The organism is Candidatus Erwinia haradaeae, assembly GCF_900698885.1.
Lineage (GTDB): Bacteria > Pseudomonadota > Gammaproteobacteria > Enterobacterales > Enterobacteriaceae > Erwinia_E > Erwinia_E haradaeae_H.
This window is the reverse complement of sequence record NZ_LR217705.1, coordinates 911,319-927,093: the sequence shown is the minus strand read 5'-3', so window position 1 is coordinate 927,093 and position 15,775 is coordinate 911,319. Positions and strand designations below refer to the sequence as shown.

General features: G+C 29.2%; 7 protein-coding genes and 4 tRNA genes. 8 read left to right on the top strand and 3 right to left on the bottom strand.

Annotation, left to right across the window (positions count from 1 at the left end; translation table 11 throughout):
• Positions 1 to 471: 471 nt before the first annotated feature.
• Both rmuC and rpmE read right to left on the bottom strand, forming a co-directional pair.
• Positions 472 to 1,905 carry a DNA recombination protein RmuC gene (gene rmuC / locus ERCISPPS3390_RS02905; protein ID WP_231517355.1) on the bottom strand — a complete coding sequence of 478 codons (1,434 nt, stop codon included), beginning with the start codon at positions 1,903 to 1,905 and terminating at the stop codon, positions 472 to 474.
• 786 nt (positions 1,906 to 2,691) lie between these two features.
• Entirely contained in the window at positions 2,692 to 2,907 is a 216-nt protein-coding gene (gene rpmE / locus ERCISPPS3390_RS02900) for a 50S ribosomal protein L31 (protein WP_197095309.1), read from the bottom strand.
• A 1,578-nt stretch (positions 2,908 to 4,485) separates the two neighbouring features.
• On the opposite strand from rpmE, the gene proP reads away from it, so the two are divergent.
• The 6 genes from proP to ERCISPPS3390_RS02870 all read left to right on the top strand — a co-directional run bounded on the left by proP (position 4,486) and on the right by ERCISPPS3390_RS02870 (position 10,825).
• Positions 4,486 to 5,931, top strand: a complete 1,446-nt coding sequence (gene proP, locus ERCISPPS3390_RS02895; RefSeq protein WP_197095308.1) for a glycine betaine/L-proline transporter ProP — start codon at positions 4,486 to 4,488, stop codon at positions 5,929 to 5,931.
• Between the two features lie 362 nt (positions 5,932 to 6,293).
• Positions 6,294 to 6,386 (top strand) — tRNA-Ser (locus ERCISPPS3390_RS02890).
• A gap of 4 nt (positions 6,387 to 6,390) precedes the next feature.
• Positions 6,391 to 6,467, top strand: a tRNA-Arg gene (locus ERCISPPS3390_RS02885).
• 848 nt (positions 6,468 to 7,315) lie between these two features.
• Positions 7,316 to 8,167: a glutamate racemase gene (murI, locus tag ERCISPPS3390_RS02880; protein WP_197095307.1), complete on the top strand. Its 852-nt coding sequence runs from the start codon at positions 7,316 to 7,318 to the stop codon at positions 8,165 to 8,167.
• A 944-nt stretch (positions 8,168 to 9,111) separates the two neighbouring features.
• A tRNA-Glu gene (locus tag ERCISPPS3390_RS02875) sits at positions 9,112 to 9,187 on the top strand.
• 1,562 nt (positions 9,188 to 10,749) lie between these two features.
• Positions 10,750 to 10,825, top strand: a tRNA-Trp gene (locus ERCISPPS3390_RS02870).
• A 234-nt stretch (positions 10,826 to 11,059) separates the two neighbouring features.
• Here ERCISPPS3390_RS02870 and tsaB read toward each other — a convergent pair.
• The gene (gene tsaB / locus ERCISPPS3390_RS02865) at positions 11,060 to 11,734 is read right to left on the bottom strand and encodes a tRNA (adenosine(37)-N6)-threonylcarbamoyltransferase complex dimerization subunit type 1 TsaB (RefSeq protein ID WP_197095306.1); all 675 of its coding nucleotides are present in this window, start codon (positions 11,732 to 11,734) and stop codon (positions 11,060 to 11,062) included.
• Positions 11,735 to 12,316: 582 nt separating this feature from the next.
• Between tsaB and msbA the strand changes: the two genes are divergently transcribed.
• Both msbA and lpxK read left to right on the top strand, forming a co-directional pair.
• A complete protein-coding gene (gene msbA / locus ERCISPPS3390_RS02860) occupies positions 12,317 to 14,062 on the top strand; it encodes a lipid A ABC transporter ATP-binding protein/permease MsbA (protein ID WP_197095305.1) in 1,746 nt (581 codons plus the stop codon).
• Positions 14,062 to 15,045 carry a tetraacyldisaccharide 4'-kinase gene (lpxK, locus tag ERCISPPS3390_RS02855; RefSeq protein ID WP_197095304.1) on the top strand — a complete coding sequence of 328 codons (984 nt, stop codon included), beginning with the start codon at positions 14,062 to 14,064 and terminating at the stop codon, positions 15,043 to 15,045. The genes msbA and lpxK overlap by 1 nt, the downstream gene beginning before the upstream one ends.
• Positions 15,046 to 15,775 lie beyond the last annotated feature (730 nt).

Genomic DNA, 15,775 nt, shown 5'->3' with positions numbered 1-15,775 from the left:
GTTTTGATAACTAGATAAGTCTGCTAAATAAATATATAGTATTCTAAATATATAGTATTCTGTTGAGTATTACTTAAAGTATATTGATAGAGTGTTAGAAGTAATATCACTGATTATAATATTCATATCCTGAAGCATTATCAGAGGAAGCAGGCATATCTATAAAATATACTAAATCTATAGAAAATACCTCATAGTAATTTTGAAAAACTTCTAGAGTGAGATATCTCTATAATAGATGTTTCAAAAACCCGATATAGGAAAATGATGGTATATTCTTATATTGTATCGCGTAAAGCAATATTTATATTGTTATATTATTGCATAATAATATATTATTTGTTAGATATTTAAGATAAAAGATACTTTAGTGATGCATTAGTATTCATAAGGATCAATAAAATATAGAAAGAAGCATTTTAATGATTATTAATGTAATGCATTTAAAAACAATGAATGATACTCACAGCTTTATTGGTCCTCAAAAATCTCGTCTGTTACAGAATCTTCGGGTATAGCTTTTTTTGCTAGATCTGGATTGATTGGTCTTGTTATTTGCACACCCATTTTACGAAAACTTTCCGCTTGGGAAATTAAATTACCTCGTCCTTCTGATAGCTTCTTCATTGCTTGCTGATAGCTATTTTCAGCTTTATGCAGGCTAAATCCAATATGCATCATATCGTCTATAAATAATCGCATCTTATCATATAATTGAGTGGCGCGATAAGCAATGCGTTGTGCATAGCGAGTTTGATTTTCAAAATGCCAGAGATTGTTAATAGTACGCAATGCTACTAGTAGAGTACTTGGGCTGACTAACATAATATTTTTCTTAAAAGCTTCATTAATCAGTTCGGGTTGTTTATTTAACGCAAGAAGAAATGCTGGCTCTATCGGAATAAACATTAAAATGTAATCTAAAGATCGTAAGCTAGGTAATTTTTGGTAATCTTTTTTATTTAATTCTCGTAAATGTCCGCGAATGGCGGCAATATGCTCTTTAAGAGCAGTTTCTCTTTGTATATCGTTAACAGCGTTAAAGTAACGCTCATATGCTACTAGTGTCATTTTTGAATCAATAATTACATCCTTACCTTGTGGTAATCGTATGATAATATCTGGTTGAACATACCCATTGTTTTCTAGTGGGACATGCATTTGCGAGTGATACTCATGCCCTTCTCGGAGACCGGCGGTTTCTAAAATACGATTAAGCACTATTTCTCCCCAATTACCTTGAGTTTTATTATCACCTTTTAATGTTTGTGTTAGTTTGGAGGTTTCTTGGGTCATTTTCTCATTGAGCTTTTGAAGATGACGGATTTCATGTGATAGAGTGTAGCGCTCGCGAGCTTCTTTTTCCAGGCTTTCTTGAACTTGATGATGAAATCTTTCAAGCTGTTCACGAAGGGGTGCTGTTAAGCTTTGTAAGCTTTGGCGATTTTTTTCATCAATACGACGTCCGCTATTTTCGAATATTCGGTTAGCTAGATTTTCAAATTTAGTATTAAGATATTCCTCGTTATTAATTATTAGTTGTTGTTGTTTTATGGCAGCCATTCTTGCCTCTTCAAGGCGAATTGTCATTTCACGTAATTCTATTTTTTGAGTATTGTTAATATTTATTTGTATTTGGTTATCGTGCATTAATTGCTCAGTTTTTCTACGCCAAGAGCTTTGGTCTTGTAGTTGTTTTTCAGCAATGATTATAGCGGTATTCAATTTTTTATTGGTTTGTTCATGTTCTTGATTGATAGAGTATAAACTTTCTAATTGTTTCTGTAAGCCTTCAATTTTATTTTGAATTAATTTTTCCGCTTGAATAATTTTTTGTTTTTTAGATTGCTTATTTTTTTTTATATTCAGATAATAAAATATTATTACAAAAACACTTGTTAGCATGCTAACCATAACGAAGAAAATCATACAATATGTCATTATATTTTTCACTTTATTTTCCTTGTATATAGACAAGAAGAGATTGACCTATTTTAAATAATATAAATACTATTTAATTGCATAATATATTTGCTAATCTGATTGAATAGTTCTGTATTAGTATATTAGAAGTAATTTTTATTGTTATGAGAGCATGATCAAATATATAAGGAAATTTAGTGACAAGCATGACGAAGGCAATAATTAAAAATAGAGTGGCTATTTTATTTTTCCATGAAGAAAACACTTTCACCTGAGTTAATAGATTTTTCGCGTAGTAGCATGCTCAGTATTTGATACCCTATACAATCTAAGAATATAAACATGATTTACACTTTATATTGCAATTGAGAGGAAATTAATTAATCATGTGTTTTTATGTGGGTATATCTAATGAACGCAGACTAAGCTTAATTAAATCTAAAAGAAAAACTCGTTATAAGTAATGTTATTTAGATGTAGTAAATTTTAGGCTTTTAACGAGATTATTGGTAGGTTTTGTAGTATCCGTATTTCTAAAACGTATTATTATATATTTTATATTATATCGATACAATCCATCAAAATTAGATCGAAAGATATCGCACTAATATTACTAAATAGTGCGAATTTACTATTATATAATATAATACAGACTTCTATGTGTTTGTGAATCTCAAGCTAAGTATAAAAATGTGATAATATATTAGGCAGTAGGTTTTGTTTATCTTCTATGCTCTCTTTCAATATAGATATTATTACTATATGACGTTATTGGCTGTTATTTGGAAGTCCGAAACGCTTATTAAAGCGATCTACGCGGCCTCCGCTAGCCACATCACGTTGCTTACCGGTGTAAAATGGGTGACATTTATTACATACATCTAAAAGCATATCTTGACAGATAGTGGAACGAGTTTGGATCTTATTACCACAAGAACATTTAGCGGTAATATGAGCATAGTTTGGGTGAATATTTTTTTTCACTAGAACACCTCATCTAAGTTTTAAAGAACTGATAAGTAATAATGCTCAACTATGCAGTTAATTGGAACATGTACGTAGAACGATATAACATATTATCATAATAATAATGAGATTATCGAGATTATCTCTACGAAAAGAATTAAGCATAAATAAGATTATTTTCTTATTAATTCAATATCAATATTATTGATATAATAAAAGCATATATAATATCAGAATTAGTTAGGTACTTTAGATCATTTATATGTGCTTGATTGTGCTTGATATGTCGACTGACAATTTACATTTATTAAATACCAGCATAACACTAGTATAGTATTAGTATACTAATACTATAGTAGTAGTATAGCATTAGTATAACAGCTTAATATGCTTTATGAAAGTAACGAGTACTTAACATATTTAATCTTACTCCATGATATAAGGATAACAAATATAGGTTTATCTAGTAATAGCATAGATTATTATTTTATTAGTTTGTTGTGTCTTGTTCCTATTATTATTAATTATGCTAAATAAGTTAGACAGTATTTTAAAAATGTTGTATTAGAACCATCCATGTTACTAATAGGCTTATATAAATTTTATATTTTTCATATTTGACAGTATTGTTTTAAATAGATCTTAGAACAATTTGTTATTTATAAACCTTAGTTCTGTGTCAGTTTAATAGTTTTTATTTTTAAGTAGTCTCTTAAGATGCTGTATTTATATAGTTAAAGAAAAGAATGTGTCTAAAGTGTACATCATAAACAACAGCTTGGTGTAAAGTAATGTGGTTTTCTGCAATAGTTTATACTGTTTAGATAGAGAGAACTTTTCTTGATACTTAGAGATTTATTGAAAGATAATATAATTAAGGTTTAGTTGAATTATCGGTATGATGCTTATTTTTGGTATTCTGGTAATAGTCGCTTACTAGATTTTTGAGATAAAATGAATGAGCTATGCTCTAAGTATATTTATATAAACAATTATTTTAGAGTGTTATCGGTTTATTGATATTTTAATTTGAATTTCGTTATAGTATCAGACAAAATTGCATACTAGGATATAACGTCAGCATATTTCTTGAATGAAAGTAAACAGGATATAATCCAGTAGGATATCTCAACAAAAAATCTTTTTAAGATATAAAATAGACTACAGATTAGCTTATGTAAAAGTTTAGTAAAGTATAATTAATTATTATATGTAAAATAATGATATAGATATACGACTTAGGTAAGGATTATATTTTTTGCGTATTAAAGAGTAAAGCGATTTTGTTTTATCAAGTCTATGCTATCCAGCTTATTTTACATTCATCAGATTTCATGATGATAGTTTATATCAAAGCTGTGTCATTATTATTTGAGAAAATTTAGTCTCTATAAATAAAAGAATATAAATATACGCTGAAGAGTGATTTTTGTATTACGTCTTCAGTAAGATTATGCAATTATCCGCATATAGCAAGATACTAGTTATGATAAGTGAGAAAATTTAGTAAAAATAAAAGATTACTATGGATTACAGAAAATAAAATAATCTAGCTTAGATTGTAATGAGTCAATAAATTGCATTAGGATACTGTATATGCCATTTAAAAAAACACATGCAAGCCTGTTAGGGTTGCAGGATGTGACGATTATTAATGAGGTTAGATTACGAAAGGCTATCATAGCGACTGTGCTAGGAAATGCGATAGAGTGGTTTGATTTTAGTGTATACGGGTTTATGGCTGGCGAATTAGGGCAAGTTTTTTTTTCAGGAATTGATATCAGAACACAAAGGATTACTGTTCTAGCAATATTTTCGTTACCTTTTTTAATTCGACCATTAGGAGGTATTTTTTTTGGGATTTTAGGGGATAAATATGGTCGAAAAAAAATACTTTCTATTACTATTATGATGATGTCAATAAGTACTGCATGTATTAGTTGTATTCCCTCCTATGCTGTTATAGGAATCTGGTCTCCAACGTTACTTTTGATATGTAAAATAATGCAAGGATTTTCGGTAGGGGGGGAATATATCGGCTCTGCTATTTTTATAGCCGAACATTCACCAGATCGTAAACGTGGATTAATCGGTAGTTGGTTGGATTTTGGCTCAATCGCTGGTTTTTTACTGGGAGCGATCTTAGTTGTTATTATTTCTTGTGTTACTGGTACGGAGTGTTTTTTGAGTTGGGGGTGGCGTATTTTATTTTTCATGGCATTACCGTTTGGTGCTATTGGGTTATATTTGCGTTATATGTTAGAGGAAAGCCCTGCATTCCAAGGGAACCTTAAGAAATCTATTATTAGTGATAATAGCGTTATTTTTTCAAGAAAGAGAGATTCATATATAAAACTAATTATTCAGTATCGGAGAAGCTTGCTTGTTTGTATGGGCCTAGTCATAACAACTAATGTTACATATTATATGTTGCTAGCTTATATGCCTACCTATTTATCGAAGAATTTGAATTTTTCAGAGGATGATGGGATTATTGCTATAATAGTTATTATGATAAGTATGCTTTTTTTACAACCTACTATAGGTTTAATGAGTGATAAGTTCGGTTGTCGCCCATTAGTAATTTTAGGTAGTTTTGCTTTGCTATTTTTTTCAATTCCTTGTTTTTTATTAATTAATGCTCATGTAACAGGGCTAATGTTTTTAGGTTTACTTATATTGGCGCTTATTCTTAATAGTTTTACCGGTGTGATGGCATCCAGTTTACCGGCAATGTTTCCAGCACATATTCGATGTAGCATATTGGCTACTATGTTTAATATTTCTGTCTTTATTGCTAGTTTAACCCCAACGATAGCTGCGTGGTTAGTAGAGGAAACTGAAAACCTGTATATGCCAGCTTATTATTTAATGATTGCAGGAAGTATTGGTGTTTTAACAGGTATCAAGATGCAGGAAACTGCCAATTTACCGTTACATGGAGCCAATCCTGTAGCTTCAGATATAATAGAAGCAAGAGCGATTATAAAAGAAAACCATAATCATATAGAAAAAAAAATAAAAAGATCAATTAATGAATAATTTTTTTTAGAAAAAATATTTTTAGTTAATTAACTAACATTTACATATGCGCGAATAGTGTAATAGAAGTTTATTCTTAAATATTATTTTCCTCAAATAATATTATTATAACTAATATATTTCACAGAGTTTTTTGCAAGGTAAAATGAATAGAATATAGTGTATTTTAAATGCTATATCGTTTAATTATGCGATGATCTTTGATATTATAAATAGTAACAGACTATATATAGACTCTTTCTGAGAGAGAAATGATTTGACTTTAAAAAGGTAAATAGTAAAATATATAAAATAGTTGCAAAATCTTAATAGAAAACCATTGATGTAAGAATCTTTGAGAATAAATTGAGGTTATTTTTATTGGTGAGATGGCCGAGAGGTTGAAGGCGCTCCCCTGCTAAGGGAGTATACGGAGAAAATCTGTGTCCGGGGTTCGAATCCCCGTCTCACCGCCATAATGCATCCATAGCTCAGTTGGATAGAGTACTCGGCTACGAACCGAGCGGTCGGAGGTTCGAATCCTCCTGGATGCACCATAATACTTGATGAACCAGAATATTTGTGTAATTTTTTTATTGATTTTATAGTGTTTTTGCAGGGTTTTCAGGAAATAAGACATATTTCTTATAACAGAGTAAACAAAACAATACATGCTATTATTGTATATAATAATAGTAGATTTACTAATAGTAGAGTATATTGATTTTTATTTATATATTTTATTTTAAATTTTTTATAAAAATTAAATAAAATAAAATTTTAAAAGTTTTGTATATCATACATAGCGCTAATTTTAGAATGTTTTTATGATTTTATATTAAATTAATTTTATTTGATTATTTTACTAATCTGCTATTATTTTACTAATTTTAATAAAAATTTTCTAGTTAGAAGCCTCAATAATATTGATCTATTAGTATTTAGTAAATAAGGAGAGTCTTCATAGACTCGTCTAGTAGACGTAAATATTATTTATGTCTTTATATGTACAATATGTACTACTCTATGTTCTTAGAAGAGTAACTTTTTATAAAATATTACAATTATGATGTATCCTTTCATAAAGGATAAGTGTTTTTGTGTGATGATTTTTAAGTGATAACCGGATATATATTAGAGAATTAGCATTAATATTAGAGTTAGTGTTCTTTGAGTTTTTTGAATCAGTATGATATTATTAGTATTAGCATGTCTTCATATGATTATTTTTTGAAAGAAAAACGCATTAACAGTATATGCATAAACACTAGATATTTATAAAAATGTTTTATTGATGACGCATATCAACAAAAGACCTCTTTAATAATAAAATGATTTAAAGAAAAACAATGACCCAAATAGTTAGGTAATATAAATTGATAGCTAGCATCCTATGGAGTATTCTATGATGGAGCATGTATCGCATACTACCATGGCGTCATTAATCGATAGTCCTTCTATTACCTCTTCTAAGGTTGTGATATTTGACTCTGGTGTAGGCGGATTATCTATTTATCACGAGATTTATAAAATTTTTCCAAATTTACATTATCTTTATGTTTTTGATAATGTTGTATTCCCTTATGGTGAAAAATCAGAAAAAAAAACCATTCAGCGCGTAGTATCTATTATTACAGCAGTTAGTCGTTTTTATCAGCTATCTTTAGTAGTAATTGCTTGTAATTCTGCGAGTATTGTTAGTTTACCAGCGCTTAGATCCCGTTTTATGTTCCCTATAGTTGGAGTGGTTCCAGCAATTAAGCCAGCGGCTCGATTAACGCGTAATGGTGTGTTAGGAATTTTAGCAACTCGTGGAACACTTAGGCGTTCGTATACGAATAAGTTGCTTTCTCGTTTTGCTGGAGCATGCTCAATCACTACGTTAGGTTCTAATGAATTGGTGGAGTTAACTGAAAATAAACTTCGTGGTCAGACAATATCTAACAAAATTATTAAACACATATTAAGACCATGGTTAATTATGTCTGTGCCTCCTGATACGGTAGTATTGGGGTGTACTCATTTTCCTCTGATTCGTGAAGAACTAAAAAATGCACTACCTAAAGGGACACAGTTAATTGATTCAGGTGCAGCTATAGCACGCCGTATAGAATTTTTGTTGGGCAATACATGTCACACAATAGGTCCAAAGACTCATAACATAGCGTTATGCATGAGTGTAAATCAGAAAGCACTTCAGTTACTTCCTGTTCTCAAATATTATGGTTTTTTAACGCTTGAGGAATTAAAATTATAAAATACGCTAACGATTACTAAAAGCATACAAAGCTTGACAATTGGTGTGTGCTGAGTAAGCATAAAGCTACTATTATGATAGCTAATGAGATCTTAAAGTTTAAGGGGGGGGTTAACATAAAGTGTATGTTTTTATAAGCCTTCAGATAATCAAGAAATACACAATAGCTATAATATAATGTTGCATATAGAAATAGTATTTATCAAATGCTCAGTATTAAGTTAACAAGATATTATCTAGGATAATAATTTTATTATTTATTTTTTTATTTTTGATCTAGTGCTGTTTTGCAAAAGAGAAGATTTTTAATGTATGATCGAAAATAACTATTCAGTATAATTTTTATGTGGTATGATATTATCATTAAAAATTGATTATTAATAGAGAAAAAAATAATTCTAATATTTCAATATTACTGTTTAAAGCTAAAATTAGTGACTGTATATAATAGATTTTGTATATGATTTATAGATGTAATTTATAAAAATCATAAAAATGTTTTTAATATTAAAGAATAGAGTTGAAAGAAGTCTAAAAGTAATTAAATTAATTAGAAGAGTGAGTGCTTTTTATTATTATTAACAAATGATACAAAGATTATTTACTAAGTATTTACTCAGTGTATAAGGAAGTCATATATTGATCTTTAATAGTTTTAAAAACTAGCATTGGTCGTAATTGTATTATAAGAGTTTTACAACAAGATTAATATTTGACGCATAATATATCTCAGTATATCTATAAAAATTTATAAAAACGAGGAAAATATAGAGCAATGAGTTTTTATTTAATTTTATGTTAAATTTGAATTGTTTGTATTATTCATAATAGATTATTGCAGAGTGAAAGATGTTAATGTTAATAATGACAGATTTCTTTTCAAAGAATTCTTTCAGGAAGATTTTTAGATCAAATTAAGTCTCATTGATCAAAGTATTATAAGGGTCCCCATCGTCTAGAGGTCTAGGACACTGCCCTTTCACGGCAGTAACAGGGGTTCAAATCCCCTTGGGGACACCAAATAAGACTTGATTCTATCTCTAAATAAAGAATACCGTATAATAAGAGTTTATGCACTCTAGATTATATAGTATCAAGTGTTGATGCTAACAGATATAAGATAAAACAGTAAAAATATAACAAATATTTATTGGAGCGTAGTTGAGTTTTATTCTAAATAAAAATATAATACTGATTGATAGCAAATAAACTCAAAGTAAGATGCTTTATTTTTAATTAATTAGATATTTCAATAATTATGTTGTTATGACAAGTGGTTGTATTTAACAATTTTTCTCTTTTTTAAATAGTTATATTATGTTTTTAATTTTGAATTATATGATTTTAGTATTAGCTTTTTGTTTTTTTCTTTTTTTTTCTAAATACCCCTTACTAAAATAGTATTTATATTTGTTTGAGGATATTATTTGGATAAATGTTATTTTAGTAATATTTTGATATTTAATATGATATTTAATATATAGTAACATTTTTAATCTGTTTGTATTTTGTATGCTTGATTGTAATATGATTACATAAATTATGATTTTTATAAGATATGAGAAGTCATATAGTAATTCTATGAGCACAAAAAAAGATATGTTAGTATAATATATAGTATTATATATACTATATATACTATATATGAAAATTTTATGTTTTTAAAAATTTAGTGCATAATATTTTATGCGACTTGATTTTAAATCATAGTTTTATAAGTAAGAGAATTAAATTTTATAAATATAATAGACATAGAAATATGGGTATTTTTTATCTTGTTATAAAAAATATCAGCATATCAGAATTTTAATTATTTTAGAGAAGATTTTTCCAAAAATCTTTAACTTTTAGAAATTATCATCTAATAATTATTTATTAAAAGAGATCCGGACAGAGAACAGAGAATTGGTTATCTTATAAAATAAAGATTTTCAGTTTATATAGTTTTTAATGCAATAAAAGATATTAAAAGAAAAATTTTATTTATTAAGAAATTATCTAAAAACGATAATTTTTATGGCATAAAGAAAATCTTTATTTCTAATATCAAGGGAACATATTCAGAGATCTTGATCGATGTTTGTTCAAAACAATAATATATAATTTTTTCAAAAATAATATATAAAATAACATATCAAAAAAATGATACTAATCATTCATATATGAATTATAAATTCATATATTGTTCACAACAATATAACAAGATATTTATAATTTAGCTATAAAATTGTCTTTTATTTTTTTTAAGTATTTTTATTGTTTAGTATTACTGTTTTACAGATACAAGAGATTAGTTCTTATAAAGAAAAACTCTTTAAAAAAATCTAATTAATTACTTTAGAAGACACATTTCAAATTAAACAGTATGAATGTATAAAATTTTTTCAAATCATTATATGATTTGAAAAAAACTGTATGAGTTTGCGTACGTTATGTAAGAATAAAATATTTTTTAATAAAGAATGTTTAGTATTGAAAATTTGATGATGCTGTGAAATGAGTGTTTCATATACACTTATAGTTTTTTAAAAGTTTTGTGACAAAATCTTTACAATGGAAATTTATTTCAAAATGAGATATCTAGGGGCGTAGTTCAATTGGCAGAGCACCGGTCTCCAAAACCGGAAGTTGTGAGTTCGACTCTCTCCGCCCCTGCCAGTAGAGTAAATCGTGCCTATATGCTATATAGATGGAGTATATCTATACTCTGAAGTTTTAAAATCATTGGTAATAAATTATTATATATTAAAAAATTAAATAGAGCACTTGAAGTTAATGCGTCTTCAGTATTATAAAGGTTATAACTTTGAGGTGGAGAACGTACTACTGATTTTTGTATGACTTATCTCAGAATAAATTTTATTTTTTTATATTGAACAATATATATAATAATTAACTAAAAAATGTATTACTTAGGTATTTTGGTTCTATATTTTCAGGTAATATGGTGGAACCCGCTAGAAACATGCTTTTTGCTAAAGGTAACATATCTTCCGCATGAGGTATTTCTATGTCAGAGATTAAAAGATCAAGATTGGTTTTCTCTATTAACTCTGGATAGGATTGCCACCCTGTGCCGACACAGGTCCACTTACCTGTTAGTTCTTTCATCCGTTCCAGTATGTCTGTAGGTTTTACTATAACTTCATTGTATTGGCATTGCCAGTTACCAAGATGATTACGCTGATATTCAGACCAGTATATATGACCTATATTTGCATTCATAGCAATGAGAACACGTGGTGAAATTAGCCTACTCCAGGCAGCTTGTGCTAGTATTTGAAAATTGGAAATACCCACCAATGGGAGATCAGATCCCAATGCTAGACCCTGTGCAATAGTGATTCCTACGCGAACACCAACAAAACTTCCAGGGCCACAACCAAAGGCTAATAAATCGAGTTCATGTAATGAAATATTACTTTTTTGTAAAATTTTTTGTATTAATGGCAAAACATATTGAGTATGTTTATAAGTACATGGTTCTGCATAAGATAATTTTTTATGCGCCTGTTGTAACGCAACAGAGCAATATGCTGTGCTTGTATTTAAGGCTAATATCTTCACTAATTAGTTCCCTCAATGAAAAATAAAAATTTTTATAATTGGAACGCAATTTATTGTTAATTTTTTTAGTTTTAAGTATTTTTTAAATTATTTTGATCTAGAAAGATATGACGTTTAAATATATTTATATGATCTTTTATCTAATGCTGCACTTAATAAAAATATCAATCTTTAGATGATTCTGAGATATAGAAGATATTTTTATATTTTATATATCTGTTGTTTTTTGTATATTACACAGATATTAGTATAATGTTTGCGCATTGCAATATATTTAAAGTTACCAAGACTCAAAGGTAATTAAATGGATCAAATTAAGTTAAAATATTGATTATATACCCGAATAAGTTTAAAAGAATTAGAATTTTTTACATAATTTTATTTTATTCGTGAATGTTTTTGTTATAAAGAATATTATTCAACTTAATATTTTTATGGTAGATTTTGTATTTTAAAATGACAGATATATAATTAAGATATATAACACAAAATGTAATAAGATAGGATGCGATTAGTCATTGAGCATTTTTAATGATTCCAGTAAGGATTAATAATCGTATTGTAATTAACGCTGGTTAAGCCATGAATTTCGATCAAGATATCTCTACATGGAAAACATTTCATCGACTTTGGCCAATTGTTACACCTTATAAAATAGGGTTAATTGTAGCTACTATTGCACTTATTTTAAATGCGGTGGGAGATGCGGTGATGTTATCACTGCTCAAACCGTTACTTGATGATGGTTTTGGTAAATCAGGTCGTTCAGTATTATTGTGGATGCCTGTAGTAATTATTACCCTCATGTTATTACGAGGTGTAACTAGTTATGCTTCGAGTTATTGTATTTCATGGGTTTCTGGTAATGTTGTAATGAAAATACGGCGTAATTTGTTTAATCATATGATGGGGATGCCAGTAGCTTTTTTTGATCAACATTCTACTGGGGTGTTATTATCTCGCATGACCTATGACGTTGAACTGGTTGCTTCTTCATGTTCTAGTGCGCTAGTAACTATAGTGCGCGAAGGTGCATCTATTATTGGTTTATTTATGCTCATGTTTTATTATAGTTGGCAATTATCTTTAATTTTAATTGTATTATCCCCCTTAGTATCCTTATCTATTAGGACCGTGTCTAAACGTTTTCGCACTATTAGTAAGAATATGCAAAATACTATGGGGGAGGTAACCGCAAGTGCAGAAGAGATGCTTAAAGGTCATAAAGAGGTGTTAATTTTTGGTGGTCAGAGTATTGAAAATGAATCTTTTCATCGTGTAAGCAATTGCATGCGCCAACAAGCTATGAAAATGGTTTCGGCATCATCTATTTCTGATCCTATCATTCAGTTAATTGCTTCACTGGCATTAGCGCTTGTTTTATTTGCTGCAAGTCTTCCTAGTGTAATGGAAGCATTAACTGCAGGTATTATCACAGTAGTATTTTCATGTATGATAGGATTAATGCGGCCGTTAAAATCTTTAACAAATGTTAATACACAGTTTCAGAGAGGTATGGCAGCATGTCAGACATTATTTTCTATTTTAGATAGCGAGCAAGAGATAGACCGTGGTAGGTATATTGTAAAACGCGCTATTGGAAATATTGAGTTTCGTAATGTAACTTTTAGTTATCCAGGTCGGGATATTCCAGCTTTAAAAGGTATTAATCTTAGTATTCCATCTGGGAAGACTGTAGCGCTTGTTGGGCGATCTGGATCAGGGAAGTCTACTATTGCTAGTTTATTAACTCGATTTTATGATATTCAACACGGTAATATTTTTATAGATGATTATGATTTACGTGAATATAAGTTAAGTTCTCTGCGACATCAAGTAGCTTTAGTGTCTCAGAGTGTGCATTTATTTAATGACACTATAGCAAATAATATTGCTTACGCTTGTCATGACAAGTATAGTCGGGCAGATATTGAAAAGGTTGCTATAATAGCGCATGCAATGGATTTTATTAGTAAGATGGAGAAGGGTCTAGACACAATTATTGGTGAAAATGGTATATTTCTTTCTGGAGGTCAAAGACAACGTATTGCTATTGCACGCGCAATGCTACGTGATTGCCCGATTTTAATTTTAGATGAAGCTACATCTGCACTTGATACGGAGTCTGAACGCTTAATACAAACTGCGTTAGATGAGTTACAGAAAAATAGAACTTCCTTAGTTATTGCACATCGTTTGTCTAGCATTGAGAAAGTAGATGAAATCATTGTAGTTGAGGATGGACAAATTGTAGAAAGAGGGTCTCATAAAGTATTGCTAGCCGCACAAGGTGTTTATGCTCAACTTTATAAAATGCAATTTGGATAATGATGAAAAATTTTTGGAGCGCAAGTTATCTTCGCTATTTATTATTTCCATTTAGTTTAGCATATGGCCTTGTAAGTAATCTTGTGCGACTGAGTTATCTTCTTGGCTTAAGAAAAGTATGGCGGGCTCCTGTTCCTGTAGTAGTAATTGGTAATATTACTGTAGGTGGTAATGGTAAAACTCCTCTGGTTATTTGGTTGGTATTAGCTTTACAGCGTTATGGTCTTCAAATTGGTGTGGTTTTACGTGGTTATAAAGGGAAGGGGGGAGCTTATCCATTTTTAGTAACTAGGGATACTCAAGCTCATCAAGCAGGTGATGAGGCGGTATTAATTTATCAACGAACTAAAGCTATAGTTGGAGTAGCGCCTTCAAGAAAAAAAGCAGTAGAAGCAGTTCTAAATCATTCTGCAGTGGATATTATTATTACTGATGATGGATTGCAACATTATGCGTTAGCGCGTGATATAGAAATTATAGTGATTGATGGTGAGCGGCGGTTTGGGAATGGTTGGTGGCTTCCTGTTGGTCCTATGCGCGAACTTAAGAGTCGTTTAGATAATGTTGCGGCAATTATTTCCAATGGAGGGCGATCTTTACCCGGTGAGTTAAAGATGAATTTAATACCAGGTTTAGCGGTGAACCTAAAATCTGGACAACGGAAGTCTGTAAAAGAATTAGATAATATAGTTGCGATAGCAGGCATTGGAAATCCGGAGCGTTTTTTTAATACTCTTTACAAACATGGTGTGAAGCCACTTAAAACAGTATCTTTTTCTGATCATCAGATCTATGATCCGCTTAGTTTAAATGCATTGACTTCCTTTGGGCAGATACTTCTTATGACCGAGAAAGATGCGGTGAAAGTTCGTAGTTTTTCTGAGGAGAATTGGTGGTATCTTCCAGTAGATGCTGTCTTATCTAGTGTAGCGACCAAGCAATTGCTTATTACTATTTTTAGAGTTATTTTATCTGTATCATAATAGATCTGAGCACTTGATTAATTGCTTGCTTTAAATTAAAGGAATATTAAGTATATTATTAGTTTTTTTAGTAGTTGTGGATTTGACTGATACTGAGTGCATCTGTTATATAGATTCGGTCATTTTTTCTTAGATATATTGGAGAATATAAAGAGAAAGAATGATAATAGTAATGAGAAGATGATGTTGCAATATAATTATAGGGTTTGAATATTTTCTTTGTTCTACAAACATAAAAATATATTTTTATGTTTGTAGATAATTTTATTTATTGGCCTCTATTTAAAATATAGAGTAATTGCTAATAGCACTGTATGCTGATAGTAATCAGATATTCCAGTATTTAATATTTATTATATCACGATGTAAAAGAATTTATGCAGTTAAATAAACTATATTATTTGTTTTTATCAACGTGTTAATAGTCAAAACTGCAAGATTGCTTAAATATTGATTTTATTATAAAAATGATTTATTTAAGAGATTTTTACCTAAATTTATTGCGTAAAATTGACCTTTCTCTTATTTATAAGAGAAAAATATTTTAAAAATAAAGAGGATTTTTTATCCTACATGATGTGTTATATGGTAATATAATAAGTTTAATATTAATATGAAATATTACTAGATGCATTACTAACAAAATGATTTAATCATATTAAATTTCAGATTATTTCGCTAAAAAATAAAATTCTTCTTATGTTTTTACTAGATTTAACCTAAATAATAG